The 26,412-nt window shown below is 73.0% G+C and carries 27 protein-coding genes; 20 read left to right on the forward strand and 7 right to left on the reverse strand.

Features of this window, described 5'->3' with window-relative positions:
- Nucleotides 1-23 precede the first annotated feature (23 nt).
- From H4696_RS15955 to H4696_RS15980, 6 genes are all read left to right on the forward strand, one after another.
- Nucleotides 24-503: a DUF1003 domain-containing protein gene (locus H4696_RS15955; protein WP_086863306.1), complete on the forward strand. Its 480-nt coding sequence runs from the start codon at nucleotides 24-26 to the stop codon at nucleotides 501-503.
- A gap of 522 nt (nucleotides 504-1,025) precedes the next feature.
- Complete coding sequence (locus tag H4696_RS15960; RefSeq protein WP_420831502.1) at nucleotides 1,026-1,208, forward strand: hypothetical protein; 183 nt, start codon at nucleotides 1,026-1,028, stop codon at nucleotides 1,206-1,208.
- Nucleotides 1,209-1,480: 272 nt separating this feature from the next.
- On the forward strand, nucleotides 1,481-2,299 hold the full coding sequence (locus H4696_RS15965) for a universal stress protein (protein ID WP_086863308.1): 819 nt from the start codon (nucleotides 1,481-1,483) through the stop codon (nucleotides 2,297-2,299).
- An 80-nt stretch (nucleotides 2,300-2,379) separates the two neighbouring features.
- A complete protein-coding gene (locus H4696_RS15970) occupies nucleotides 2,380-2,820 on the forward strand; it encodes a flavodoxin domain-containing protein (protein WP_086863309.1) in 441 nt (146 codons plus the stop codon).
- Between the two features lie 56 nt (nucleotides 2,821-2,876).
- Entirely contained in the window at nucleotides 2,877-3,782 is a 906-nt protein-coding gene (locus H4696_RS15975) for a universal stress protein (protein ID WP_192783032.1), read from the forward strand.
- A complete protein-coding gene (locus tag H4696_RS15980) occupies nucleotides 3,779-4,684 on the forward strand; it encodes a universal stress protein (protein ID WP_192782335.1) in 906 nt (301 codons plus the stop codon). The genes H4696_RS15975 and H4696_RS15980 overlap by 4 nt, the downstream gene beginning before the upstream one ends.
- A gap of 359 nt (nucleotides 4,685-5,043) precedes the next feature.
- Here H4696_RS15980 and H4696_RS15985 read toward each other — a convergent pair whose 3' ends face one another.
- Nucleotides 5,044-5,517: a DUF5994 family protein gene (locus H4696_RS15985; RefSeq protein ID WP_086865382.1), complete on the reverse strand. Its 474-nt coding sequence runs from the start codon at nucleotides 5,515-5,517 to the stop codon at nucleotides 5,044-5,046.
- Nucleotides 5,514-5,726, reverse strand: a complete 213-nt coding sequence (locus H4696_RS15990) for an RGCVC family protein (RefSeq protein ID WP_086865381.1) — start codon at nucleotides 5,724-5,726, stop codon at nucleotides 5,514-5,516. The genes H4696_RS15985 and H4696_RS15990 overlap by 4 nt, the downstream gene beginning before the upstream one ends.
- Nucleotides 5,727-6,089: 363 nt before the next feature.
- Between H4696_RS15990 and H4696_RS15995 the strand changes: the two genes are divergently transcribed.
- The 4 genes from H4696_RS15995 (at nucleotide 6,090) to H4696_RS16010 (ending at nucleotide 10,972) form a co-directional block, all read left to right on the forward strand.
- A complete protein-coding gene (locus H4696_RS15995) occupies nucleotides 6,090-7,214 on the forward strand; it encodes a glycosyltransferase (RefSeq protein ID WP_086865380.1) in 1,125 nt (374 codons plus the stop codon).
- Entirely contained in the window at nucleotides 7,211-8,230 is a 1,020-nt protein-coding gene (locus H4696_RS16000; RefSeq protein ID WP_225955705.1) for a serine/threonine-protein kinase, read from the forward strand. Before H4696_RS15995 ends, H4696_RS16000 begins: the two co-directional genes overlap by 4 nt.
- Nucleotides 8,231-8,292: 62 nt before the next feature.
- Nucleotides 8,293-9,708: a glycoside hydrolase family 130 protein gene (locus H4696_RS16005; protein ID WP_086865383.1), complete on the forward strand. Its 1,416-nt coding sequence runs from the start codon at nucleotides 8,293-8,295 to the stop codon at nucleotides 9,706-9,708.
- A gap of 394 nt (nucleotides 9,709-10,102) precedes the next feature.
- Entirely contained in the window at nucleotides 10,103-10,972 is an 870-nt protein-coding gene (locus H4696_RS16010; RefSeq protein ID WP_143265487.1) for a hypothetical protein, read from the forward strand.
- A 220-nt stretch (nucleotides 10,973-11,192) separates the two neighbouring features.
- On the opposite strand, the gene H4696_RS16015 is transcribed toward H4696_RS16010, so the two are convergent.
- The 3 genes from H4696_RS16015 to H4696_RS16025 all read right to left on the reverse strand — a co-directional run bounded on the left by H4696_RS16015 (nucleotide 11,193) and on the right by H4696_RS16025 (nucleotide 14,293).
- Entirely contained in the window at nucleotides 11,193-11,669 is a 477-nt protein-coding gene (locus H4696_RS16015) for a YiiD C-terminal domain-containing protein (RefSeq protein ID WP_338078678.1), read from the reverse strand.
- A 2-nt stretch (nucleotides 11,670-11,671) separates the two neighbouring features.
- Nucleotides 11,672-13,204 (reverse strand): aldehyde dehydrogenase family protein, encoded by a 1,533-nt coding sequence (locus H4696_RS16020; protein ID WP_211299861.1) that lies wholly within the window; start codon nucleotides 13,202-13,204, stop codon nucleotides 11,672-11,674.
- 69 nt (nucleotides 13,205-13,273) lie between these two features.
- Nucleotides 13,274-14,293 carry an AraC family transcriptional regulator gene (locus tag H4696_RS16025; RefSeq protein WP_086865595.1) on the reverse strand — a complete coding sequence of 340 codons (1,020 nt, stop codon included), beginning with the start codon at nucleotides 14,291-14,293 and terminating at the stop codon, nucleotides 13,274-13,276.
- A 117-nt stretch (nucleotides 14,294-14,410) separates the two neighbouring features.
- Here H4696_RS16025 and H4696_RS16030 point away from each other — a divergent pair, with 117 nt between their 5' ends.
- From H4696_RS16030 to H4696_RS50080, 7 genes are read left to right on the forward strand one after another with little or no spacing between them, the layout of a single operon-like run.
- Nucleotides 14,411-15,283 (forward strand): MaoC/PaaZ C-terminal domain-containing protein, encoded by an 873-nt coding sequence (locus tag H4696_RS16030; protein ID WP_086865596.1) that lies wholly within the window; start codon nucleotides 14,411-14,413, stop codon nucleotides 15,281-15,283.
- 17 nt (nucleotides 15,284-15,300) lie between these two features.
- Entirely contained in the window at nucleotides 15,301-16,500 is a 1,200-nt protein-coding gene (locus tag H4696_RS16035; protein WP_086865597.1) for a lipid-transfer protein, read from the forward strand.
- A 29-nt stretch (nucleotides 16,501-16,529) separates the two neighbouring features.
- Nucleotides 16,530-16,964, forward strand: a complete 435-nt coding sequence (locus tag H4696_RS16040; protein ID WP_086865598.1) for a type II toxin-antitoxin system Rv0910 family toxin — start codon at nucleotides 16,530-16,532, stop codon at nucleotides 16,962-16,964.
- A 1-nt stretch (nucleotide 16,965) separates the two neighbouring features.
- Nucleotides 16,966-17,850, forward strand: a complete 885-nt coding sequence (locus tag H4696_RS16045; RefSeq protein ID WP_086865599.1) for an SDR family oxidoreductase — start codon at nucleotides 16,966-16,968, stop codon at nucleotides 17,848-17,850.
- Entirely contained in the window at nucleotides 17,847-18,689 is an 843-nt protein-coding gene (locus H4696_RS16050) for an SDR family oxidoreductase (protein ID WP_086865600.1), read from the forward strand. The genes H4696_RS16045 and H4696_RS16050 overlap by 4 nt, the downstream gene beginning before the upstream one ends.
- A 31-nt stretch (nucleotides 18,690-18,720) precedes the next feature.
- On the forward strand, nucleotides 18,721-19,773 hold the full coding sequence (locus H4696_RS50075; protein WP_225955706.1) for an AMP-binding protein: 1,053 nt from the start codon (nucleotides 18,721-18,723) through the stop codon (nucleotides 19,771-19,773).
- Between the two features lies 1 nt (nucleotide 19,774).
- Nucleotides 19,775-20,491 carry an AMP-binding protein gene (locus H4696_RS50080; RefSeq protein WP_338078679.1) on the forward strand — a complete coding sequence of 239 codons (717 nt, stop codon included), beginning with the start codon at nucleotides 19,775-19,777 and terminating at the stop codon, nucleotides 20,489-20,491.
- A gap of 4 nt (nucleotides 20,492-20,495) precedes the next feature.
- On the opposite strand, the gene H4696_RS16060 is transcribed toward H4696_RS50080, so the two are convergent.
- Together H4696_RS16060 and H4696_RS16065 are read right to left on the reverse strand one after the other, a co-directional pair.
- Complete coding sequence (locus H4696_RS16060) at nucleotides 20,496-23,696, reverse strand: glycosyltransferase (RefSeq protein ID WP_249027229.1); 3,201 nt, start codon at nucleotides 23,694-23,696, stop codon at nucleotides 20,496-20,498.
- A 41-nt stretch (nucleotides 23,697-23,737) separates the two neighbouring features.
- On the reverse strand, nucleotides 23,738-24,457 hold the full coding sequence (locus H4696_RS16065; protein ID WP_086864662.1) for a hypothetical protein: 720 nt from the start codon (nucleotides 24,455-24,457) through the stop codon (nucleotides 23,738-23,740).
- 399 nt (nucleotides 24,458-24,856) lie between these two features.
- On the opposite strand from H4696_RS16065, the gene H4696_RS16070 reads away from it, so the two are divergent.
- Genes H4696_RS16070 through H4696_RS16080 form a run of 3 tightly spaced genes read left to right on the forward strand, consistent with a single transcriptional unit; the run spans nucleotide 24,857 to nucleotide 26,406 of the window.
- Complete coding sequence (locus H4696_RS16070) at nucleotides 24,857-25,027, forward strand: hypothetical protein (protein ID WP_158104419.1); 171 nt, start codon at nucleotides 24,857-24,859, stop codon at nucleotides 25,025-25,027.
- Nucleotides 25,024-25,512 (forward strand): LbetaH domain-containing protein, encoded by a 489-nt coding sequence (locus tag H4696_RS16075; RefSeq protein ID WP_143265400.1) that lies wholly within the window; start codon nucleotides 25,024-25,026, stop codon nucleotides 25,510-25,512. Before H4696_RS16070 ends, H4696_RS16075 begins: the two co-directional genes overlap by 4 nt.
- A 42-nt stretch (nucleotides 25,513-25,554) precedes the next feature.
- Nucleotides 25,555-26,406, forward strand: a complete 852-nt coding sequence (locus tag H4696_RS16080; RefSeq protein WP_086864664.1) for an SCO6745 family protein — start codon at nucleotides 25,555-25,557, stop codon at nucleotides 26,404-26,406.
- Nucleotides 26,407-26,412: the final 6 nt, after the last annotated feature.

Here is a 26,412-nt window from a genome sequence, read left to right on the forward strand (position 1 = left end):
CACGGGACGACCGGAACGGGCCGATGAAAGTCCGAAAAGGACACAAGCGCGAATACCGCTCCCCCGTCAACCGGCACCGGTACGAGCACCGGACCGCGGGTGAGCGGATCGCCGACCGGGTCACCGCGTCGTTCGGCTCCTGGCCGTTCATCGTCGGGCAGAGCGTGATCGTGCTGCTGTGGATCGGGCTCAACCTCGTGGCCTGGGCCGGTGGCTGGGACCCGTACCCGTTCATCCTGCTGAACCTGGTGTTCTCCACCCAAGCCGCCTACGCGGCCCCGTTGCTGCTGCTGTCGCAGAACCGGCAGGCCGAACGCGACCGGATCGAAGCCGAGCACGACTTCCGCGTCGACCAGCTGGCCCTGCAGTACCTGTTCGCCTGGCACCTGGACGCCCACGGCCCCGGCTGCGACTGCGTGCGGAAACTCGGCCCCGCCGTCGACACCGTCCTCGCCGGGCTGGCCGACGACGTGATCGCGCGCGACGCGACGGCGACCCCCTAGTCTGTATCGAAGTCGGCGTCGGCGTCGGCGTCGGCGTCGGTGTCGGTGTGGACAGCCGGCGGGTGGTCCGCCGACGTCTTGAATGACTCATTCAGGACCTCGGAGGACCTGAATGAGTCATTCAAGACCTTTGACCTGGCGAACACAGCGGCAGCGCGGCGGGCGAGGCCACCGGTCGCCGAACGGCTCTGAACGATCTCGATACAGGCCCTAGTGTCACGTCATTCTGCTGGGTTTACGTCGTGTTGGCCGTTCCGGTCGTTGTCGGCGATCGAGCTTTCACCGAATCCCGTTTTCCGGCACGCGACGGCCCGGCGGCGAGGGCAGCGGGCCACCCGTTCGCCGACGGCCCGAGCGGGCCGGGGCGGGCTATCCTCGGTGGTGTCCGCCCCGGACCTCGGCGGTGCCACCACGAAGTGGCCGAACCGGGCGGAGGGCTGTGATGATCACTGCGACACCGGGCGCACCGGGTCACCGGCGAGTGAACGGCACCGCGGAGCCACCCCGATGAGGCAGCCGAAGGTGACCCCGCACAGGGAGCCGGACCCGTTCGCGCTCAGCCCCGAGCAGCGCCGTCGTGGTGCCCGCCTGGTCGCGTCGGCGGCGGACGACGCCGGCGACTGCGCCACGCTGCTCGCCATCCTCGGGCTGGATCCGGCCGACGGTCTCGCGGCGCCGGCCGACGAGCCCCCCGTCCCGGGCTGAACCGGCCGCGGCGCGGATCCGGTGGTCACCGCGCGGCGGTGGAGCTCGGCGATTCCCGCGAGATCGACGGATGCCACGGGTGCGCCTCGGTCGGCTGGTCGTCGCGCCCGGAACGTCGGGCACGGCCGCGGAGTCCTTCTCCGGCAACAGCGATTCGCCGTTCCCGGATTTGGTCCCCGGCGAAGGGTCTTCGTGCTCTGCCGCGCGGACGCGGCGGAGGACATGCTGGCAGGGGTCGCCGTCCGGGCGGCGCCGGAGGGCAGGAGTCGGCGATGGCCGAAAAGGCGAAGGCCGCGGTGATCGCCGGGGTGGATGCCTCGGAGGGGTCGCTGCGCGCGGTCCGGTGGGCGGCGCAGGAAGCGGCCCGGCGCCCCACCGGCCTGCGGTTGCTCCACGCCTGTGTGATCGAGCCGGGCGACGGGTCCGGAGTCCTGCCCGAACACGTGACCCGTCGGACGCGCCACGCGGCGAAGATCGCCCGCACCGCGGCACCGGGCCTCGAGGTCGAAATCGACGTGCGGCTCGGGCTCGCGGTCGACCTGCTGCTCGCCGAGTCGGTGACCGCGCCCTTGCTCGTGCTCGGCTCGCAGCGCCCCGGCGGCCCGCGGGGCGCCCTGGTCGGTTCGGTCGCCCTCCGGGTCGCCGCGGCCGCGAAGTGCCCGGTGGTCTTCTTCCGCGGCCACGCCGACCCGCGGGGCCCGGTCCTGGTCGGCGTGGACTCCTCACCGGCGAGTGCGGAAGCGCTGCACTTCGCGGCCGACTGGGCGGCCGCGCGCGGGGTACCGCTGGTCGTGGCGCACGCCGCCCGCAGACGGACACCCAGCATCGAACCCTCCTTCACCGACCAGCGGGCCGAGGACCGGCGCAAGCTCGAGGAGCTGGTCGCCGGCTGGGCACGGAAGCACCCCCGGCTCGAGATCACGACGCGGGTCGTCGACGACGGTGAGCCGGCTCGCGCGCTGATCGGGATCACGCCCGGCGCCCAGCTGATCGTGGTCGGCAGCCGCGGCCGGCTCGCCGGTGCCCTGCCGGGATCGACGGGCAACGACCTGCTCGCGCACGCCACCTGCCCGGTCGCCGTCGTGCACTGAGCGGGTGGCGGAGCCCTTCGCCGGTCCGTCGAGGTCGTTGGCCTCTGCGCACGAAGCCGCGGACGCGCGAGGCTGGCACCATGAGAATCCTCGTTGCGGTGGCCACCCGGCACGGCGCCACCCGGGAAATCGCCGAGCACCTCGCCACGTCGCTCGGCTCCGCGCTGACCGACGCCGGAGTGGCGCCCGAGGTCGAGGTGCGCGACGTCGGGCTCGTCTCTTCGCTCGAGGGCTTCGACGCCGTGGTGCTCGGCAGCTCCGTGCACCGGGGACAGTGGCTCGACCCGGCCCGGAAGTTCGCGGAGTCCTTTTCGGACGGTCTGCGGTGGCTGCCGGTCTGGCTGTTCTCCCGCGGTCCGGTGGACGAGCGGGACGAGCCCGCCCGCGAACTCGCCCGGCAGCTGGCGGCCCGCGACCACCGGGTGTTCGACGGGACCGCCGACCGGCCGCTGATCCGGGCCTGGGGCCACGAGATCGGCGCGATCCTGGCCGCCGCGGCCGTCGCCGGGAGTGCGTCGTGACCACGTCACCGGGGGTCCGGCCGGCACCGCTCGACGGCCGGCGGGCGGGCCGGGCCATGCACGGCGCCGTCGTCGCCGGGGTCGACGGCTCGTCCTCCGGGCTGCGCGCTGCGGTCTGGGCCGGTGCCGAAGCGCTCCGGCGAAACCGGCCACTGCGTCTGGTGCAGGTCTACGCGCTGCCGCCGGTGCGCGCGCCGATCGCGGCCGGGGCCGGCGAACAGGTGCGCGCCGGGCTGGCCGGGTACGCCGAAGGCCGGCTGGCCGAAGCGCGGGCCGCGGTGCTCGCGCGGTCTCCCGGCCTCGACATCACGGTCGCCGCGCGGGAATGGAACCCGGTCGCGGCCCTCGTCCAGGAGTCACAGCACGCGGAGCTGGTGGTACTGGGTTCCCACGGCCTCGGCGGGTTCGCCGGGATGCTCGTCGGCTCGACGGCCGTTTCCGTGGTCGCGCACGCGCACTGCCCGATCGTGGTGGTGCGTGGCCGGCGGCCGCAGGACCCGCCGCCGGACACCGGCCCGGTCATCGTGGGCACGGACGGCTCGTCCCACAGCGACGGCGCGCTGGCGTTCGGGTGTGAAGAGGCACGGCTGCGAGGCGTCGGGCTGATCGCGGTGCGCACCTGGAGCGACATCGTCGCCGGCGAAGTGCTCCGGGCGCATCCGTTGCAGAACGACCCCGCCGAGATCGAGCACGTCGAGCGCGCCCGGCTCGCCGACCAGGTGCGGCCCTGGCGGGACAAGTTCCCGGACCTGACGATCGACCTCGAGACCACCCGTGGCCGCCCGGTCCGGACGCTGCTCGAGCGCGCGGAGCACGCGCAGCTGATCGTGGTCGGCTGCCGGGGCCGCGGTGGCTTCACCGGGATGCTGCTCGGCTCGACCAGCCAGGCGCTGATCGGGCACTCGCCGTGCCCGGTCGCGGTGATCCGGCCCCGCGACGCGGGAGCCGAGGAGGTCCGATGACGGACCGGAACCCCACGATCGTCGTGGGGACCGACGGCTCGGCAGCATCGGCGACGGCCGTGTCGTGGGCCGCCGAGCTGGCCTCCTCCCGTCATCTCGGCCTCGAGATCGTGCACGGCCTGCCGATCGCCGCGCTCGGTCACGGCGAAGGCTTGCCGGGCATCGATGTCCTGGTCGACGCGATCCGCCAGGACGGCGAACGCATCGTCGCCGTCGCCCGGAAGCTGGCCGCTTCGGTCGATCCGGACCTGGTGATCACCACGGAGACGCCGATCGAGGCTCCGGCGCCGCTGCTCGCCGAACGTTCGCGGCGGGCCCGGATGGTCGTCGTCGGCGCGACCGGCTCGAGCGGCCTCGCCGGGATGCTGCTCGGCACCACCGCGGCCACCCTCGTGAGCCACGCGCACTCCCCGGTGGCGGTGATCCGGGGCCGGCGCGGATCGGCACCCGTCTGGCGGCCGGGGCCGGTGGTGGCCGGGGTCGACGGGAGCCCGCCGAGCGAGCTGGCGCTCGCCGCGGCGTTCGAGGAGGCCTCGGCACGCGGCGCGCCGCTGGTCGCGGTGCACGCCTGGAGCGACGTCGCCGACGAAGACTTCTCCGGCACCATCCGGATCATGCCGCGGTGGGCGGCGGTGAAGGACGACGAGGAACGGCTGCTCGCGCAGCGTCTGGCCGGCTGGCAGGAGAAGTACCCGGACGTCGAGATCCGCCGCGTCCTGCGCCGCGACCGCCCCCGGCACGCTTTGCTGGAAGCCGCGGAGGAGGCCCAGCTGGTCGTCGTCGGCAGCCGCGGGCGCGGCGGGTTCACCGGGATGCTGCTCGGTTCGACCGGCCAGGCGCTCGTGCGGCACGCCGGCTGCCCGGTGCTCGTGGTCCGTCCGGAGGACCCGGTCGCGGAGTGACGCACCGAACCCCGCCGGCTGCCGGGCCGGCCCTCACCCCGCGGGAACGTCCAGGGTGACGCGGCGGGTGGACCTGCCCGCGGCCGTCGAAGATCCGGTCGGGCGCTTCCCGGGTCTGCGGTGTCTCGAAGGGCTGGGAGAGGAACGAAGAACGTGCTGCATGGCCATCCCGGCCCGGACTTCCGCGTGCGGCCCACGGTCCCGGGTGAGGACGGCGGCGTGCGGGGCATGGCGCACCAACGTCGTCACAGTGGAGAAGTGCCCGGCCTGGTCGAGGTACCCACAGGACAGCCGTGCTTCGCGCGCGCCGGCCGTCGGTCACCGGTGGCCGGGCCCCATGGCCCGCGGGGCGGTGGCGCTCAAGCCGTCCCGGTGGGCGGGCCGAGGGCGCCGCTGGTGGTCAGGATCAGCACGGCGGAACCCACCGCGTCCGGCGCGGCGGCCGCTTCCAGCGCTCGCTCCGCCGCGGCCTGGTCGGCGCCGGCCGGGACCACCAGCAGGGTCAACCGGCGGATGCGCGGTCCGATCACGACGATCGTGTGCCGATCCAGGCCGAAGAACCCCGCCAGCCGGACGAGACCGCTCTCGAGCGCGAGCGTCCGGGGCGCCAGGTCCCACACACCCGGGTTGAAGCCGATCCGGTCCACCGGGCCCGAGTCCGCGGCGAGCGCGGTCACCAGCGCGCTGAACTCCGCGACCGGCTCCCGCGAGCGTGGCCACCAGCCGCCGTCGAAGCAGCCCTTGACCGCACCCGGCGGTTTCACCCGCAGCCGCCGCTCGACGGCCGGCGAGCCGACCACGGGCCCCGCCGTGCTCTCCGACAAGAACGTCATTTCCGGACTCGCATCGCGGCGGCGGCTTTTTCCGGTCCGCCCGAACAGACGCAGCCACGGGTGAACGCGCCCGCCTGCGTCGCCGTGCAGAACCGGCGCGCGATCACGTCGTGCGATTCGGCGGGATGGGGACACACCGCGCAGGCGGTCACCAGCGGGTCGGCGATTTCCGCGACGGCGACACCCGATTCGACATCGATCCTCGACATACCGGATTCTCCTTTTTTCGGATGGCCGACCACGCGGGCGCGGTCCGCTGATCAGACGAGGAAAGTCGGGACTCGCTGGATATTCCGGCTTCGGATCCCGGCTTCACCGAGTACGCCGGGGTCCGGGACGATACCGCCATCTTACGCGCCGTGCCGGCCACACCCACGCTCCGGCCCCGGCCGCCGAACGCCCCTCGGAAAAAGGTCACATGACTCTAGGCCGGGGCCGCGTGGGAAAGCAGAGTCGCTGCATGACCGCGGCCGCGCGACGTCCCGGCGATTTTCCCCGCCCGCCGGGTTTCGAGCGCCACCGTCCACCCCGTTCCCGGCTGCCGGGCGCGGCCTCCGACCCGAAGGGCCCGTGTGATCACGTTCGGTCTCCTGAGTACTTATCCGCCCACGCTCTGCGGCCTCGCGTCGTTCACGGCCTCACTGCGCGCCGCGTTGCCGCCCGGCGCCGCGGGCGGGGTGGTCCGCGCGGTCGAGTCCGCGGCTCCCGCGGGCGGCCCCGAGGTGGTCGGGGACCTGGTCGCCGGCTCGCCGGAGAGCTGCCGCGCGGCGGCGGCCCTGCTCGACCGGGACGACGTCGCGATCGTCCAGCACGAGTACGGCATCTACGGCGGCCCGGACGGCGAAGACGTCCTGGGCGTCCTGGAACTGCTGCGCGTACCCGCGATCGTCGTGCTGCACACCGTCCTCAGCGCGCCGACACCGCACCAGCGCGCGGTCCTCGACCGCGTGCTCGCCACCGCGGCCGCGGTCGTGGTGATGAGCGAGACCGCGCGGGCCCGGCTCGTCGCCGGCTACGCCGTCCCCGCCGGCCGGCTCGTGGTGATCCCGCACGGTGCCCCCGACAACGGCGGCTCGGCGGCGGTGCCGCACCACAGCCAGCACCGCCAGATCCTGACGTGGGGCCTGCTCGGTCCCGGCAAGGGCATCGAATGGGGCATCGAGGCGATGGCCCTGCTCCCCGCCCAGTGGCCGGAGCCGCGGTACCTGGTGGCCGGCCGCACCCATCCGAAGGTGCAGGCGCAGCAAGGGGAAAGCTACCGCCGGTCGCTGCAGCTGCGGACCGAGCGGCTCGGCGTGCGGGACCGGGTCCGGTTCGACGCCCGCTACCTCGCCGCCGCGTCGCTGCGGCGCCTGGTGGCCCACGCGGAAGTGGTCCTCCTGCCCTACGACTCCCGCGACCAGGTCACCTCCGGGGTGCTCATCGAAGCCGTCACTTCGCGGACACCAGTCGTGGCGACCCGCTTCCCGCACGCCGTCGAGCTGCTCTCCGGGGGTGCGGGCCTGCTCGTGGACCACCGGGATCCGGCGGCCATCGCGCACGCGCTCCAGGAGATCCTCACCGACCGGGCCGCGGCGGGCCGGATGGCCGCGGCCGCCGGGATCGTCGCCGGCAGCCTCGGCTGGGCGTCGGTGGCCGCGCGGTACAGCCGGCTCGGCGCCGAGCTCGTCTCCGCCCGGCCCCGGGTCGTGGCGTGATGCTGGACGACCGGCACCTGCTGCGCATGTCCGACGACGCCGGCCTCTTCGAGCACGCGTGCGGGGCCATCCCGCGTCGCGAGCACGGGTACTGCCTCGACGACGCCGCTCGCGGCCTGGTGGTGCTGAGCCGCGAGCAGGACCTGACCCCGCAGCTGGCACGGGTGCAGGAAACGCTGTTCGCCTTCACCGCGCACGCGCACGAACACGGCCGTTTCCGCAACCGGCTCGGCTACGACCGCCGCTGGCAGGACGCCCCCGGTCTCGGTGACTGGTGGGGCCGCGCGCTCTGGGGCCTCGGCAGCACGGCGGCGCACGCCGGACGCGCGTGGCTGCGCGCCGAAGCCCGCCTGCTGTTCGACGCGGGAGCCCGCCGCCGGTCTCCGGACCTGCGCGCGATGGTGTTCGCCGCGCTGGGCGCCGCCGAGGTGCTCACCCGGTTCCCGGCGGACGAGCCGGCGCGGGCGCTGCTCGGTGCCGCCGTCACGACGATCGGGCCGGTTCCGCCCGGCCGGGACTGGCCGTGGCCCGAGCCCCGGCTGGAATACGCCAACGCCGCGGTCGCCGAGGTCCTGATCGCCGCCGGCGCGCTGCTGCCCGATCCGGCCGCGCTCGCCGACGGCCTGCGTGCCCTGGACTGGCTGGCGGACCGGCAGACCCGCGAGGCCCGGTTGTCGGTGGTGCCCACCGGTGGCTGGACACCGAGCCAGTCGCCGCCCGGATTCGACCAGCAGCCGATCGAGGTGGCCGCGCTCGCGGCGGCGTGCGCCCGGGCCCACGCGGTCACCGGCGACGCCCGCTGGACGTCCACTGTGGAGCTGGCCCGCGCCTGGTTCCTGGGCACCAACGACGCCGGCGTGCCGTTGCTGGACCGGGACACCGGTGGCTGCGGCGACGGGCTCCGCGCCGACGGCGTCAACCGCAACCAGGGCGCGGAATCGACGCTGGCGATGCTCGCGACGTTCCAGCTCGCGCGGCCGCGCACCGGCGCGCTGACCGGCGCCGGTACGGCGTGACCGGCGAGAGCGGATTGGTGACCCGGCACCCGGCCGGGATCCGGCCCGATCCCACGCGGGTCATGACGAAGCTGTTCGTACCGGGCGAGGAAGCACCGGAGACCCGGTCGCGGGCGGGTGCGCTGATCGCGCGCGTCCTCGCCCTGCCGGAAGGTTCGGTCGATTCCACAGTGGACCGGGTACTGGCCGGTTTCGCCGGCCGCCACCGGGATCTGCTCGCGGTTCTCGAGCACAACGCGTCGATCATGAGCCACCGGCTCGTCGATCCCCGCTCTCTCGACGCGCGGCGCCGGCTGCTCCTCGGCGCGTACTTCACGCACGAGTACGCGGTCGAGGCGGCCGCGCTGTGCAACCCGTCCCTGGTGGCGCACCCCCGGCAGGACGGGCTGTCGCCCGGGCAGGTGCGAGTGGTGCTCAGCCTGCGCGGGATCGGCGAAGGGCACATCTCCTCGATCGGGTTCGCTACCGGCGTCCTGGGGCCCGGGACGCGCGCGGAGTGGCATTCCCGGTCCGGGCCGGTGAGCGCGGGCGAGCGCCGCCCGGACTCCTGGAGCCGCTCGTGGTTGCGCGCCGCCCTGGACCACGACGACTGCGACAACGAGATCACCGCCACCGTGACCGCGACCCTCCCCGATCCCTTCGGCCAGTACGAGCTCGACCACGCGCTCGCCACCCTCGATCCGCGCCTGCTCGAACGCGCCGGGGCGGCCGGCACGACCCAGCGCATCCGCGAACTCGCCGCCTCCGGCTACACGGTGGGCTTTCCCGGCGACACCGATCTCGCGCAACGGCTTCTGTGGCCGGTCGGCCCGACCGAAACCCACGGTATGGAGGACGCTCGCTTCGTCCGCTTCACCGACGACGACGGCGTGACCGGTTACCGGGCCACCTACACCGCGTACAACGGCGCCACCGTGACACCCCGGCTGCTGGAAAGCGCCGACCTGACGTCGTTCAGCGCGCTCGCCCTCACCGGACCGGCGGCCCGCAACAAGGGGATGGCGCTGTTCCCCCGGCTCGTCGGCGGCCGGCACCTCGCGTTGTGCCGCGGGGACGGGGAAACGATGAGCCTGGCGACCTCGTCCGACGGCCGGTCCTGGTCCGGTGAAGTGCCGCTGCACGGCCCGACGGCGGCCTGGGAGCTGCTGCAGGTCGGCAACTGCGGCTCGCCGCTGGAAACGCCGTCGGGCTGGCTGGTGCTCACCCACGGCGTCGGCCCGATGCGGACCTACGCCATCGGCGCGCTGCTGCTCGACCTCGCCGACCCGGCCCGGATCGTGGGCGCGCTCCCCGAGCCGCTGCTCTTCCCGGACGAGGACGAGCGTGACGGCTACGTCCCCAACGTCGTCTACTCCTGCGGCGGCCTGATCCACGACGGCACGCTTTGGCTGCCCTACGGCAGCAGCGACACCCGGGTCGCGCTGGCCACCGTGCCGGTGGCCGCCCTCGTCGCCCGGCTCGAAGTAGCGGGTGCTTGACCGCGCACCGGTGAGCCGGTGACGGAACCGGAACCGCCGATCCCGCCCGCGCGCACTCGCCCCGTCGCGGATCCCTGGCAACCGAAAGCCGATAGCTCACTCCTTTGCGAGTATTTCCCCCAATACCGGCGTCGAATCCGGCGACAAACATCGATTTCCTCTGAATCCGACCAATCGCGGGGCGGCGCGGGCCCGCAAACCATTCAAATCGGCCGCCATTCGGGGGACCCGGGTATCGATCATCCGGCGGCCGAGGATAGGCTGTCGGCTGTTACCCAAGACCTCGGTATCCGATCTGTCCGCCACGATTTCGGCACAGATCGCCAGCCGAGGTCTTTTTTCGTGGACCGATCCCACTTGGCCCACACTATCCTGTTCCAGGAAAGAAACAGTCATGCGACGCATCCACGCCATTGCCGGAGTCGTGTTCGGCGCCACCGTCGCGACCGGCGGCCTGATCGCGCTGGCCCCGGCGGCGCAGGCCATCACGATTCCGGTGGCCTGCGGCGAAAACGCCCTCGTCGCGGCGGTCAACCTGGCCAACTCCACCCCCACCTCGGACACGCTCGTCCTGGCGGGTGGCTGCACCTACGGCATGACCACCGCCCACGGCGGCGCCGCGAACGCGCTCCCGGTGATCACCACCCCGATCGAAATGATCGGCCCCGCCACCGTCACCAACGCCTCCTTGCTGGGCCTGGGGCTGTTCCGCATCGCCGAAGTCGGCCCGACCGGCAGCCTCACCCTCACCACCGGCGTCGCGTTCACCCGCGGCAACGTGCTCGGCAACGGCGGCGGCATCCTCAACCGCGGCGCGGTCACCCTCACCGGAAGCACGTTGACCGGCAACACCGCCTCCGGCAACGGCGGCGGCCTCGCCAACGCCGACACCCCCACCGGCACCGCACCCGCCGCGACGTTCACGAACAGCCCGCTGCAGGGCAACACCACCCTGCTCGGCGACGGCGGCGCCGTCTACAACGGACTCCGCGGCACCCTGACCGTCACCGGCGTCACCGGCAGCCCCCTGTTCATCACCGGCAACAGCGCCGGCCGCGGCGGCGGGATCTCCGCCGTCGCCGCCACCGCGACGACCCTCACCCAGACCGCCGTCACCGACAACCACGCACTGCTGCTCCTGGGCGACTCCGGCGGCGTCTACCGCCAGGGCGGCACCATGACCACCACCAACGCACCCATCACCGCCAACACGCCCAACAACTGCGTCGGCAGCGTCCCGGCCGTCCCCAACTGCACCGGGTGACCCCCGCGGCCCGCAGACGGATCCCACCCAACACAAAGGAGAACCCATCATGGGCATCGTCATCATCGGCGGCTTGATCGACTCCGTCACCGGCATCGTCAACGGCGCCGTCGTAGCCATCACCAGCGCCGCCGCCGCCGTCCTCCTCCCCCTCCTGCCGCTGTAGCACCACCGCGATCCCCGCCGGCCCCCACGCCCGGCGGGGCTTCCGGCCGTGTGGTCACGATCCGATCGTTCGCACGGCGTTCGCCCGGACCTGGTAGGTGCCCGTGGTACCGGCGACAACCTCGCCGGCGGCGTCGGTGATCGTCGCGTCGAGCACGAACTCGGCCTTGCCGTGGTCCTCCGCCTCGCGCCGCAGCCGGGCGATCGTGTCCGCGCCGAGGGATGCCTCGGCCCGCACGTCGGTGGTGGCCGGACGCCGGTACCGGATCCGGACGTCCTTCACCGTCGGGTGGAACCGTTCGACGTCGAAACTCGCGACGAACAACGCGCCGCCCAGCATTTCGGCCAAGCCGAACAAAGTACCGGCGTACATCGTGCCCAGGTGGTTGCCGTTTCCCGCCAGCGGAGCCGCCCCGAGCACGTATCCGGGCCGCAGCTCGACGACGCGAATCCCCAACGCGTGCATCGGCGGGACGCCGTGCTCGATCACGGCATTCATGAATTCCGCCAGATCGGCATCCGCGGTCGCCACCCTCACCACTCCCTGCTGCCGCTCGCGATCGCCCGCCACAGCCGGCGCGCGTCACGGGTGCCGGCGGCTCGCATGAACCTGGCGAACAGTTCTGCCTTTCCCCGGGTATAGGGGAACCAGTGCGGGGTGACCGGCAGCGGGAACCACTCCGAGAGCACCGCCTGGGCGCGGCAGTACTTGCGGATTCCGTACGGTCCGCCGTTGCGGGCGCCGAGCCCGGAGGCCTTCCAGCCGCCGTGCGGCAGCGGCAGCGCCAGCAGGTTGACGATGACGTCGTTGACGTTGACCGCGCCCACCTCCAGCCGGGGTGCCAGCCGGCGCGCCAGGGCCCGGTCGCGGGTCCAGACGCTCGCCGACAGCCCGTAGGGCGAGTCGTTGGCCAGCCGGATCGCCTCGTCGGCGTCGGCGACTTTCATGATCGGCAGCAGCGGCCCGAAGCTCTCCTCGCGCATGCAGGCCATCGAGTGGTCGACGGCCACCAGCACGGTCGGCTCGTAGCCGTGCTCGCCCCGGCGCATCCCGCCGGTCAGCACGCGTGCGCCGCGCTCGCGGGCGTCGGCGACGTGCTCGGCAACGATCTCGGTCTGCCTGGCGCTGACGATGGCGCCGACGTCGACGCCGTAGCCGGGCGTGGCCGCACCGAGCCGCAACCGCCCCACCTCGGCAACGACGGCGGCCACGAACCGGTCGTGGACTTCGGCGGCCACGTAGACCCGCTCCACCGACACGCACGTCTGCCCCGCGTTGTACAGCGCACCGAACACCGCACCCCGGGCGGCCCGCTCGACGTCGGCGTCGGCCAGCACGATCATCGCGTCCTTGCCGCCGAGCTCCAGCCCGCACGGGACCAGGCGCGCCCCGGCCCGCTCGGCGATGCGGCGGCCGGTGCGCTCGGAGCCGGTGAACTGGACGAAGTCCACCTGGTCGACCAGCGCCGCGCCGCTCTCCCCCGCCCCGGTCACGCAGGCGAGGACCGCGGGGGCGCCGATCTCGCGCCACCCCGCGACGGCGGCCAGGGTGGCGAGCGGGGTGAACTCCGACGGCTTGATCGCCACGGCGGCGCCCGCGATCAGCGCGGGCAGCGCGTCCATCATGGCCAGCGCGAGCGGGAAGTTCCACGGCGAGATCACCCCGACCACCGGGTAGGGGCGCAGCAGCCGTTCCTGCCGCTTGTTCGCCACCAGCAGCGAGGCCGGGCGGGGGCGTTCAGTCGCCAGGAAGCGTGCGGCGTGCTTCGCGTAGTAGTTGATCACGTGGACCGGGTAGGCGGGTTCGGCGCGGGCCTCCGGCCACGCTTTGCCGGTCTCGTCCTGCAGCAACCGGGCCAGGTCGCCGGCGTGGTCGAGCAGCCAGTCGCGGTAGCGGCGGAGCCAGCGGGCGCGCTCGCGCGGCCCGAGTGCTTCCCACTCCGGCTGCGCGGCACGCAGGTCCGCGACGGTGCGCGCCACCGTCGCGGCGTCCGTGCGGCCGACCGACGCGAGCAGTCTGCCGTCGGCCGGCGATCGCACGTCGATGCTGCTTGCGGTTTCGTCCACGGCCACGACGGTAGGCGCGGGCGGCCCGGCGCCCCATGGCCCGGCCGCCCGGATGATTGGCCGAAACGCTCAGGCGTTCCGGCGCTGGTACGCGCCGGGCGGGCTGCCCGTCCAGCGCCGGAAGGCCCGGGAGAAGGTGCTGGGCTCGGAGAAGCCGAGCCGGCGCGAGAGGGCCTGCACCGTCTCCTGCCCGCGCACCAGCCCGGCGATGGCGGCGTCGCGCAGGATCTGCTCCCGGATCTCCCGCGCGGACGTGCCTTCCTCCCGCAGCCGGCGGCGCAGCGTCTGCGGGCTCATCGCCAGCCCGGCGGCGATCTCCTCGACACCCGGCCACGCACCGCCCAGGCCACGCGCCATCCGCGCCCGGACCTGGCCGGTGAGCGTGGTGCTGTACCCGCCATCGGTGAGGAAGCGGGCCGGCGAGTCGCGCAGGTAGCCGTCGAGCTCGTCCGCGCCGCGCACGATCGGTGCCGCGAGCCACCGGGTGGCGAACACCAGGCCCGGGCGGTCGGCGCCGAACGCCATCGGGGCGCCGAAGATCAGGTCGTGGTCGTCGATCTCCGGCTGCCGCCGGTAGGGCACCTCGACGACGTGCAGCGGCAGCCGTTTCCCGATCGCCCAGCCGAGGAACCGGTGGACGACCGCGAGCATGGTGTCGACCAGCAGCGGAACGGGATCCTCGACGGCCTGGACGTCGCAGGTGAACCTGGCCCGCTCGCCGTCGGTGGTCAGCTCCGGCGGCGGGAACCCCGGAACCGCGCGCCGGAACCCCTGGCACCGCCGCAGCATCCCGCCGAGATCGGGCGCGGTGATCATGGCGTGCGCCAGCAGATGGGCGGTGCCGCGCGGGACCGGCGCCAGCCCGAACCCGAGCAGCTCGTCGTCGGTGGCGCGCCACAGCGCCCGGATCACCGAGGCGAGCTGCGCGGCGGTGACCCGGGAGCGGCCCTCGGCCAGCAGGTCCGGCGCGATCCCGGCGGCGGCGAGCAGGGCGTCGACGTCCCAGCCGCGCCGCAGGGCCAGCGCGACGGTCTGCTGGACGCGCTGGATCGGGACGGTAGGGCCGGTCTCGACCGACACGTCGGGCACGACACGGAGGCTAGCCCGCGCTCGCGGCTGCGGCGACCGCGGACGTGAGCGGTTCGGCCACCGGCGCGAGTGGTTCGGCCATCGTCAGGCGTGCCGTGTGGTTCCTACCGTCGAGGTATGTCCGATGGAGCACAGGAAACCACCGCGGCCTACCCGCTCGACCGCCTCGACGTGTGGGGCGAGGAACACGAATTCGCGGTCGAGGCCGAGCGGACCATCGCGTACGCGAAGGCCACCAACGACCCCATCGCCCGGCACCTCGACGGCACCTGCGCGCCGCCGGTGTTCGCCGTGGTGCCCGCCATGGTGGTGATGACCGACGCCACCATGTCCGTGGTGCCGGACGAGCTGATGCTGCGCATCCTGCACGGCGAGCACGACTTCCGGCTGCACCGGCCGATCGTGCCGGGCGAGACGCTGGCGGTGCGGGCCAAGCCGGTCGGCGTCCACGGCAAGGAGTCCGGCGTCGTGGTCACCACGCTGGTGGAGACGCGCAGCCGCACCCACGGCGACCTGGTCAACGAGCAGTACTTCATCGGCTTCTTCCGCGGTGGCGCGTTCGACGGCGGCGTCGGCGTCCCCGCGCCGGACCACGCCTTCCCGGCCGGACTGCGCGAGCGCGAGCCCGGCTTCACCGCGGTGCAGCGGTTCGACGAGGACCAGACGTTCCGCTACGCCGGGCCCGCCGGTGACCCGATGCCGATCCACACCGACGACGAGTTCGCCCGGGCGATGGGCCTGCCCGGGATCATCGTCCACGGCCTGTGCACGATCGCGTTCACCTCGCACGCGCTGATCACGAGGATCAGCCCGGACGACCCGGGCCGGCTCAAGCGGCTCGCGGTGCGGCTGACCAAGCCGGGCCTGCCGAAGGAAACCATCACCACCAGTGTGTGGCCGGCCGGCGACGGCGCCTACGCGTTCGAGACGGCCGGTGACGAGCGACCCGGCAAATTCCTGATCACCGACGGCCGCGCCGAGTTCGCGTAGCCGGCAGAGGAGCAGCCATGAGCACCAAGGTCTACGTCATCGGCGTCGGCATGACGAAGTTCGAGAAGCCGGGCCGGCGGGAGGGCTGGGACTACCCGGCCATGGCCGGCGAGGCCGGCACGAAGGCACTCGAGGACGCCGGCATCGGCTACGGCGAGGTCCAGGAGGCGGTGGCGGGTTACTGCTACGGCGACTCCACCAGCGGCCAGCGCGCCGTCTACGAGCTGGGCCTGACCGGCATCCCGATCGTCAACGTCAACAACAACTGCTCCACCGGCTCCACCGCGCTGTACCTCGCGGCCCGGGCCGTCCGCGGCGGCGACGCCGACTGCGCGCTCGCCATCGGGTTCGAGAAGATGCAGTCCGGGTCGCTCGAGGCCGGCTACGCCGACCGGGAACAGCCGCTGCTGCGGCACATCGAGGCGCTCGCCCGGGTGCGCGAGTTCGCGATGCCGGTGGCGCCGTGGATGTTCGGCGCGGCGGGCGCGGAGCACATGGAGAACCACGGCTCCACGCCCGAGCACTACGCCAAGATCGCCGAGAAGAACCACCGGCACTCGGCGAACAACCCGTACGCCCAGTTCCAGGACGTGTACACAGTGGACGAAATCCGCGCCGCCAAGATGGTGTACGAACCACTCGGCATGACCCGGCTGATGTGCTCGCCCACTTCGGACGGCTCGGCCGCCGCCGTGCTGGCCAGTGAGCGGTTCGTGGACGAGCACGACCTGGGCGGGCGCGCGGTCGAGATCGTGGGCCAGGCCGTGGTCACCGACCTGCCCTCGACGTTCGAGGCTGGGACGGCCCGCGCCCTGGTCGGTGTCGACATGACGACCGCGGCCGCCGAGCGGGTGTACGCCCAGGCCGGGTTCGGCCCCGCCGACGTCGACGTGATCGAGCTGCACGACTGCTTCGCCCCCAACGAGCTGCTCACCTACGAGGCGCTCGGGCTCGCCGGGGAAGGCGAAGGGCACAAGCTCGTCGACAACGGCGACACCACCTACGGCGGCCGCTGGGTCGTCAACCCGTCCGGCGGGCTGATCTCCAAGGGCCACCCGCTCGGCGCCACCGGCCTGGCCCAGTGCGCCGAACTGACCTGGCAATTGCGCGGCGAGGCCGCGGCCCGCCAAGTCGAGGGCGCCCGGATCGCGCTCGCGCACAACATCGGCCTCGGCGGCGCGGCGTTCGTCACCGCCTACCGGCCGGCCCACCGCTGAAACCCGCACCACCCCAGGAGGAAACGATCATGGCTGAGGCACACGTCTCGAAGGAGTTCGCCGTCGCGCCGGAAAAGGTGTGGGCGGTCATTTCCGACCCGAAGCGCTTCGAGGAGTGGCTGACGGTGCACACCAAGTGGAAGGAAGAGCCGCCGGCCGTGCTGGCGAAGGGCGCCACCATGGCCGAGGTGCTGACCATCATGGGCATGGCCAACACCATCACCTTCACCGTCGAGGAGTACGACGCGCCGAACAGCACCCGCTTCTCCGGCGCCGGCATGGCGGGCGCGAAGATCACCTTCACCCTCTCAGTCGTGGCCCAGGGCCCGGACGCCTCCGTGGCGACCGTCGACGCCGAGTTCGTCAGCCAGATGATGGTCGGCGCGATCGGCGGCGCCGTCGAGCGGGCCACCACCAAGGAGCTCACCGCCTCGCTGGACAACCTCGAAAAGCTGGTGGCGTGAGATGGGCGTGCTGGACGGACGGGTCGCCGTCATCACCGGGGCGGGCCGGGGCATCGGCCGCGAGCACGCGCTGCTGTTCGCGAAGGAGGGCGCCGCGGTCGTGGTGAACGACCTCGGCGGCGGCAACGACGGCAGCGGCTCGGACGCCGGTCCGGCCAAGCGGGTAGCCGACGAAATCGTCGCCGCCGGGGGCCGGGCCGTGGCCAGCACCGACGACGTCGCCACCTGGGACGGCGCGAAGGCACTGGTCGACCGGGCGATCGCGGAGTTCGGCGGGCTGGACGTCGTGGTGAACAACGCGGGCATCCTGCGCGACGCGTTCATCGCCGGGATGACCGAAGCCCAGTGGGACTCGGTCATCGCGGTCCACCTGAAGGGCCACTTCTCGGTGCTGCACCACGCGGCGGCGTACTGGAAGGAACAGACCAAGGCGGGCAAGCCGGTCACCGCGTCGGTGATCAACACCGCCTCGGCGTCCGGCACCTTCATGCCCAACGCGGGCCAGGCCAACTACGGCGCGGCCAAAGCGGGCATCGCCGCCCTCACCGAGGTCGCGGCCCTGGAACTGGAGCGGTACGGGGTGCGGGTCAACGCCGTCGCCCCGGTCGCGCGCACCCGGCTCACCCTGGCCACCCCGGGCATGGGCGCCATGTTCGCCGAAGAGGTGCCCGAGGGCGAGTTCGACGCCTTCTCCCCCGCCAACATCGCGCCCGTGGTGGCGTACCTGGCGAGCCCGGACTGCCCGCTCACCGGCAAGGTGCTGGCCGTGCAGGGCGGCGCGGTGTCGCTGCTGCGGGGCTGGGCGTACCAGGAAGTCGTGGAGACCGACGGACCGTGGGAGCTGGCGAAGCTGCCCGGCCGGTTCGACCAGTGGGCGACCGCGTGACGACCGGCGACCGGGCCGCCGCGATCACCGGGAAAGTCGTCGTCGTCACCGGCGGCGCCCGCGGTATCGGCCTCGCGACCGCGACCGCGGTGCACCGCCTCGGTGCGCGGGTCGCCATCGGCGACGTCGACGAGGCCGCCGCGAAGACGGCGGGCGAGGCGGCCGGGTTCGCGGTCGCCGCGAAGCTGGACGTGACCGACCCCGAGTCGTTCGAGGCGTTCCTCGCCGAGGTCGAGAGCCGCGTCGGACCGGTCGACGTGCTGGTCAACAACGCCGGGGTCATGCCGGTCGGCCTGCTGGCCGACGAGCCCGACGCGGTGACCCGGCGCGTCCTCGGCATCAACACCTACGGCGTGATCGTCGGCACCAAGCTCGCGCTGCGGCGCATGCTCCCCCGCCGCACCGGTCACGTCATCAACGTCGCGTCCCTGGCCGGTGAGGCGTACGCGCCCGGGGTGGCCACCTACTGCGCCAGCAAGTACGCCGTCATCGGGTTCACCGACGCGGTCCGGGTCGAGAACCGCGGCAGCGGCGTCGACTTCTCGGTGGTGCTGCCCTCGTTCGTCAACACCGAGCTCACCGCGGGCACCCGGGGGATCCCCGGCTTCCGCGCGGCCGAGCCGGCGGAGATCGCCGCCGCCATCGTCCGGCTCATCGCCAGGCCGCGTCCGGTCGTGCGGGTCACCTGGCAAACCGGGCTGCTGCTCGGGTCGCAGAAGTTCCTGCCCCGCCGGGTCTCGGAGGCCGCGGCCCGGGTGCTCGGCGGCGATCACCTGTTCACCGACGACGTCGACGCCGATCGGCGGCGGGCCTACGAGCACCGCGCCCGCGGCATCTGACGTCCACTCCCGTTCGCCGAAGGAGCCCGCGATGCCCCCGCCCCGAACCCTCTGCGAGGCGTTCCAGTCCATCGCCGCGCTGGAACCCGACGCGGTCGCCCTGCGCGATCTCGGCGGCACCGTGACACTCACCTGGCGGCAGTACCGGGACCGGGTGCGCGCCATCGCCGCCGGGCTGGCCGGCCTGGGCGTGGACCACGGCGACACCGTCGCGCTGATGCTGACCAACCGGCCGGAGTTCCACCTGTGCGACACCGCGGCCCTGCACCTGGGCGCGACGCCGTTCTCGGTCTACAACACCAATCCGGCGCACGTGCTGGCCTACCAGTTCGGCAACGCCGGGAACCGCGTCGTGATCTGCGAGCGGCAGTTCCTGCCGGTCGTCCGCGAGGCGATCCGGCACGGGGGCGACGTCGAGCACATCGTCTGCGTCGACAGCGCGGACGGGGGCGTCGTGCCACTGGCACGGCTGGAAGCCGAGCCGGCGACCGCGTTCGACTTCGAGGCGGCCTGGCGTGCCGTCGTCCCGCGGGACCTGCTCACCCTCGTCTACACCTCGGGGACCACCGGACCGCCCAAGGGCGTCGAACTGACCCACGCGAACTTCATCGAGAACGCACGGGTCCTCGCCGACTTCGGCGTCCGCGACCAGCCCAACCGGATGATCTCCTACCTGCCGGACGCGCACGCGGCCAACCGCTGGTTCAGCCACTACGCCCACCTGCTGCACGGCGGGCAGATCACCACCGTCGCCGACGCCCGCCGCCTGCCGGACGCACTCACCGAGGTCCGGCCCACCTACTTCGTCGGCGTGCCCCGCGTCTGGGTCAAGCTGAAGGCGGGGCTGCAGGACGCGCTCGCCCGGCAGGACCCGATCCGCCGCGCGCTCGCCGGCTGGGCGATCGGCACCGGCCGCGCCCACGCCCGTGCCCGGTCCGACGGCCGCGCGCAGCACCGCGCGGCACCGCGCGGCACGGCTGCACTACGAGCTGGCCGACCGGCTGGTGCTGGCACGGATCCGGCGGCGGCTCGGCCTCGACCGGATCGCCGCCGCCGTCAGCGGAGCGGCGCCCATCCCGCGTGAAGTGCACGAGTTCCTCCTGGGCCTCGGCATTCCGCTGTCCGAGGGCTGGGGGATGTCGGAATGCACCGCGGCGATCACGGTGAATCCCTTGCACCGCATCAAGATCGGCACGGTCGGCTTGCCGGTGCCCGGCGCGCGGATCGCGCTGGCCGACGACGGCGAGGTCCTCGCACGCGGCCCGATGGTCATGCGCGGCTACCGCAAGGACCCGGGCAAGACCGCCGAGACCATCGACCCGGACGGCTGGCTGCACACCGGCGACATCGGCGAGTTCGACGCCGACGGCTACCTGAAGATCGTCGACCGCAAGAAGGAGATCATCGTCAACGCCGCGGGCAAGAACATGTCGCCCACGAACATCGAGAACGCCGTTCTCGCGCACTGCCCGCTGGTGAGCAGCGCCGTCGTCATCGGCGAACAGCGCCCGTACAACACGATGCTGCTCTGCCTCGATCCCGACGCCGCCCAGGCCTTCGCCCACCGGCACGGGCTGCCGGGCGACCTCGCGACATTGACCGGGCGCGCCGAGCTGGTGGCCGCCGTGCAGAGCGGGGTGGACGCCGCCAACGCCACGCTGTCGCGGGTCGAGCAGATCAAGAAGTTCACCGTCCTGCCCGAGATCTGGCTGCCGGGCAGCGCGCACCTGACCCCGACCGGCAAGCTCAGGCGCACCCCGATCGCCACCCACTACGCCCAGGCAATCGAGGCCATGTACTGAATCGTCAGACGCCCGCCGGAACGACCGCGGGAACGACCGGCTTCCGGCGGTTACCGGGAAGCAGCCGCAGGGGACGGCGGGCCGCCAGGTCCTCGACCCAGCCGAAGGCGAGCACGGCCACGGCCGTGAGAACGGCCGATGTCGCCAGCCGAACCGGCAGCGAAGACCAGCCGAGCCAGTCGTCGACGGGATAGGAAACGTCGATGGCGACGTTGTGCCACAGGTAGATCGTCACCGCACGCGCGTTGAGCACGGTCACCAGCCGGCCGAACACCGGCGTCCGGTCCAGCCAGGCGAGCTTGGGCGACACCCGCAGGAACACGAGGATCGCGGCGGCGGAGATCAACGCCTGCCCGAGCGGGATCTCGTTGAGGTCGAACGTCCCGTCCGGCAGCGGGTGCCCCGCCGTCCACCAGGCGCCCAGTCCGACCGCGGCCGCGAACAGTCCCGCCAGCACGGCCGGGTGGATCCGGCGCAGCATGCCTTCCCGGTGGGCGAAGCCCAGCATCCAGCACGCCCCGAAGGTGACGAAGTCCAGCACACCCTCGCCGACCGGCCCCGAATCGGCCAGCGGGGAGCCCAATACGGCGTCCACCGCGACGAAGACCAGCGGGGCGAGCACGGTGACGACCGGCCGGCGGCGGAACGCGAGCAGCAGCAGCGGGCTGAGCAGCACGAACCACAGGTAGGCACGGAGGTACCACAGCGCCACCGTGAAGTCCGCACCCCAGAGACTGCCCGGCGGGTCCAGGATCGGGAACACCCAGAACACCATCCGCGGCCAGCTCAGGGCGAGGTCGCCGGTGTCGCGCGCCCAGCCGTGCGCGAGCATCAGCCCGACCGCGACCAGGCCGAAGAGCCACAGCGGGGGCAACAGCCGGCGGATGCGGTGGCCGACGACGTCCACCGCGGGTGTGCGGCGCAGTGAGCTCACCATGAGGGAACCGCCGAGCGCGAACATCACGCCCATGGACGGGAAGGCGAGGCTCAGCCACCCCCAGCCCGTGGCGTGGTAGAGCACGACCCGCACCAGCGCGACCCCGCGCAGGCTGTCGAGCCAGCGGTCACGGCGCCCCGGCGGCGGGGGTTCGGTCGCCGGAGCGACCCGGGGCTCGACCGGCCCGGCGGGCGCCACCCCGGCCCGCACGGTCGCCCGCAGCGCACCGATGCGGTGCATCCGCTGCCAGCGCACGAGAATCCCGGACACCGCCGCGCCCAGCGACTGGATGAGGACCACGTACATCAGCTGGCGGTACACCAGCTGCTGCATCGGGATCAGCCACAGCGCGCTCTTCGGCTCGCCGTCGAGGTGGAAGGCGTACGCGGCGCCCGCGCTCTGCAGCAGCATCACCGACAGCCAGAGCACGAGCGTCGTCCCGGGATCGAGGAAGAACAAGCCGTAGACGAAGAACACGTCGATCAGCGGCGCGGTCACCGGCAGCACGATCTGGAACGCGAGGACGTGCAGGAGCCCGAACCGGCCCAGGCGGCCCGCCGTGCCCCGCTGGACGACCGCCCGGCGGTGCCGCCACACCGACTGCATCGTGCCGTAGGTCCAGCGGAACCGCTGCTGCCACAGCTGCCGCAGGGTCGCCGGGGCCTCGGTCCAGGCGACCGCGTCGTCCACATAGGACATGCGCCAGCCTGCCCTGCCGATCCCGATGGTCAGATCGGTGTCCTCGGCCAGGGTCAGCGAGCTCAAGCCGCCGGCATCGGCGATCGCGGCCCGCCGGAACGCGCCCGCGGCGCCCGGGATCGTGCAGATCGACCCGGTCAGGTCGTGCACGCGGCGGTCCACGCTGAACCCGATGACGTACTCGATGTGCTGCAGCCTGGTCAGGAAGGTGTCGCGGTTGACGATCTTCACGTTGCCGGACACCGCACCCATCCCGGGCCGGGCGAAGGGTTGCACCAGGCGCCGGACGGCGGTGGGCTCGACCACGGTGTCGCCATCGACCATGACGATGAGGTCGTACCGGGCCTGCGCGATCCCGGCGTTCAGCGCGGCCGCCTTGCCCTGGTTGCGCTGGCGGAGGACCCGTACCCCGGGCAGCTCGAGAGCTTCGACGAGGTCGGCGGTGCCGTCGGTGGACCCGTCGTCGACGACCACGACCTCCACCGGGTGGTCACTGGCCAGGATGGACCGCAGCGCCACTTCGATGTTGGCCGACTCGTTGTAGGCGGGCACGACGACCGAGACCGGTTCGGTCACCGGGGGTCCCCAGCTCCAGCGCGGATGGCGGCGCTGCCGGGCGTGCCTGCCCGCGTAGCCGAGCATCAGCAGCAGCCGGAGGATCACCAGCACGCCGACGCCCAGCAGGATCCACTGCAGCCAGGCGACCACGGTGAGGGAAACACCGATGGCGCCCAGCAGGATCTCCCCGGTCACCCGGTCCCGGGCGGTGGCGGGCTGGTTGGCCGGGGCCATCCCGGCCGCGGCGGTGACGGTGGCGAAGTGGTAGCCCTGCTGCTGCAGCCGCGGGATCAGCAGGTCCAGCGCCGCGACCGTCTCGGACCGGTCGCCGCCGGCGTCGTGCAGCAGCACGATCGAACCCGCGTCCGAGGGCGGTGTGGCGTTGTGCACGATCGCCGAGACCCCCGGCCGCGCCCAGTCGTCGCTGTCGGTGTCGGTGAAAACGCTGAGGTAGCCGCGCGCCGCAGCCGACTGCACGGTGCGGTAGCCGAGGTCGTCGACCGCGGAGACGCTGGAGGAGTACGGCGGGCGGAAGAGGTTGGTGGTCAGGCCGGTGCTGCCGACGAGCACCATTTCCGTCTGGTCCAGCTCCCGGTCCAGCCGCCACGGGGAGACATCCACCAGGTCGGGGTGGGTGAAGGTGTGCAGCCCGATTTCCGAACCGGAGTCGTGGATCCGGCGGAGGAGTTCCGGATGGCGCGAAGCCATCGAGCCGACGACGAAGAACGTCGCGGGCACTTGGTGCTTGCGCAGGATGGAGAGGATCTGGGGCGTCCAGGTCGGATCGGGTCCGTCGTCGAAGGTCAGCGCGATGGTCTTGGCGGCCGGTGCCCGCGAGACCACCGGAGACCGGATCGCGTCGACCACCGCACCACCGTTGACCACCGCGGCGGGCACCGAAGAGGTGCCCACCGGGTCGTGCGCCTTGGCGTCGTTGCTGACCTGAGAGCTCGCCAAGCCCGCGATGACGAGCATCACCGACAGCAGGGCCACCGCGATGCCCGCGAACACCCAAGGCAGCCGGAGGCGGCCTCGCCACCTCCGGCGCCCGGTCACAGCAGGTTACCGAGCAGCGACCCGACCGCCCCGGTCACGGGTGCGACCACGCCACCGACGACCTCGACCACGGGTGGGACGACGGACACGACCGGCGCCACCACCGCCGGAGCGGGTGGCTGCACGACCACGGGCGGAACCACCGCTACCGGCGGAACCGCGGCTGCGGGCCGTGCCTGCGGAACGGGATCGGCCCGGTTCACCGGCGCCGGGCCGGCGACCGCCTGGTTCCCCGGCTGCGCCGCCGCCGCGGGCCCGCTCGTGCCACTCTGCGCTCCGCCCGCCGGCTGCTGTCCCCCTGCAGCGGCGCCGCCCGCTACCGCGGACAGGGGAAGGGCGTTGGCCGGTATGGCGATACGCGGCCCGGAACTCCGGCCCGTCCCCGGTGACTGCTGCTGTCCCGCGCCGGCGGCCGGCGGCCGCCCCGCACCCGGTACGGCCGGAAGGGCGCCCGGCGCGGAGTTGGACTCGGCGTCGCCGGCGGCGGACGTCGCCGGCTGGTTGGCCAGCAACAGCCCGGTACCCGCGATGAACGCGACCCCCGCGACGGCCAGTACCCCGGCCGAACCGCGGACCAGCAGCCGCCGGCGCCCGCTCGGATCGACGAACACCGGATCGACGCGACGGTTCGCCTCGACGTGGCGGGCCTGCTGACGTTCGCCGGAACCGAGCCCGGCGAACAGATCCGGACCGCGCGGATAATGATGGGTGACCACGTTGACTCCTTCATGCACTCGTGAACCGGGGAAACCGGTCAGGGGCCGGAGGTACTCCGAAGCGGCAAGCACGATGTGCGACTGAGCCCCCAGCGACGCGGAAGCGGTGTGACGACTCCACCCGCCATCCGCGTGTTGCTCTCCGTGTCCCCAGCATCCGGTCGAGGCACGGGTGACAGCTAGGGCCGTGTGTCACAGCAATTGCGCCGAAGAGACCAATCTGCGGGCTCCCCGGCGGCACCACTGGTCCATTCGGCTGAACCCGGCCGCCGGCGGCGGAGTATCGGTCACCGAATCGCTTGCCCGCGGAAGTGGGCCTAGGATTCGGGAGAACAGCACGTCACGGCAACCCCGGACCCCGGTGGCCGAACACGCGTCACCCGCCACCGGGAGCAGCCGATGACCAGCGTCCAGCACACGACGAAACCCCTCCTCACGCGCGAGTTCACCCGGCGGGCAGCCGGCGCCTGGGTCCGTGCCGCGGACGCCGGGATCATCGACGCCGCGGAACTCGTCTGGCTGCTGGAGCACCTGCCGGCGGAGCCGGCGCGGCCGAAGGCGACCGGTTGACGACCGGGAGCCACTCCCGGCCCGCACCGGCCCGCCCGGTGCCGGAGTGGGAATCCGCGGAGGTGGATCTGCCCGGCCGGATGCTGACGCTGGTCTACCGGGTCGCGTGCCAGACCGGCCATTCCCGGCGGAAGAGTGCCGCGTTGTGCAGCCGGATCCTTTGCGCACAGCCGGATGCCGCCGGATCACGGGCGGTCGTGGACGCCGGACGGCAGGTACGCACCCGCGTCCTGGTGGAGCTGCGTGCCGTCCTGGGCCGGCGGATCGGCCGGTCACGGCTGGACGCGGCACTGCGCGACGCGGTACTGCTCGACGAAGTGACGCTGCTGCCGCCTCGCCAGCGCTTCGCCTTGTGGTCGACGGCGGTGGACCACCTCACGACGGCCGAACTCGCCACCCGCACCGGCTGGACGTCTCCCCAGATCGCCCGGCTGCTGCGGGGCGCGCTGCGAACCGTGACTTCGAAAGCCACCTTGCCGGCGTGAAAGGCGACCAGCGCCATACCGACCGGATGGTATGTTGACCGCGTGATCGAAGCGGCGCGCCGGACCTGGCGACTTCTCGAGCCCTACCACGGAATGATCTACTTCGCCCCGGAAGCCGCCGCCGCGTACGAGAAGCTCGGCCTCACCGGCCGCGCCGGCTATTTCGCGTCGAGGTCGGCGGCGCTCGGCGCGGTCCCGGCGCCGGTCGTGGTCGCGACCTTCTACAACTTCAACCCGGTCCTCGTCCGGACGTCGATCACCGCCGCCTGGTCCACCACCGACCCGGAAGCCGTCCTGGCCGCGCGGTACGCCGCGGCCGACCGGGCGTTGCGCGACACCCTGGGCGAGGCGATCGGCTCGCCGGAGATGCGGCGGGCCGCCGCTCTGGCGCGCGAGGCCGCCGAGACGGTCGCCGGCGATGTCATCGGCCGGCCCCTTTTCGCCGCCCACGCGGCCTTGCCGTGGCCCACCGAGCCCCATCTGGTCCTGTGGCACGCGCAGACCCTGCTCCGGGAGTACCGCGGCGACGCGCACATCGCGGCTCTGCTGACGGCCGGGCTGGACGGCATCGAAGCCCTCGTCACGCACGCCGCTTCCGGCGCCGTTCCCGCCGAGACGTTGCGCACCTCCCGGTCGTGGTCCGAAGTGGACTGGAGCCGGGCCGCCGCCGGCCTCCGTGAGCGAGGCTGGCTCACCGGCGACGCCGACCCGGCGTTCACGCCCGCGGGCGCGGCCCGCCGAGCGGAAATCGAAAAAGCGACCGACGAGAACAGCGTGACTCCCTACGCGCACATCGGCGAGGCCGCCTGCACCGAACTGCGGTCACTGGTCCGCCCGTTCAGCCGGGCGCTCGCCGCGAGACTCATGCCGTGGGTGCTCGCGAGGCAGGAATGACGCGGT

Source organism: Amycolatopsis lexingtonensis (assembly GCF_014873755.1).
Taxonomy (GTDB): Bacteria; Actinomycetota; Actinomycetes; order Mycobacteriales; family Pseudonocardiaceae; genus Amycolatopsis; species Amycolatopsis lexingtonensis.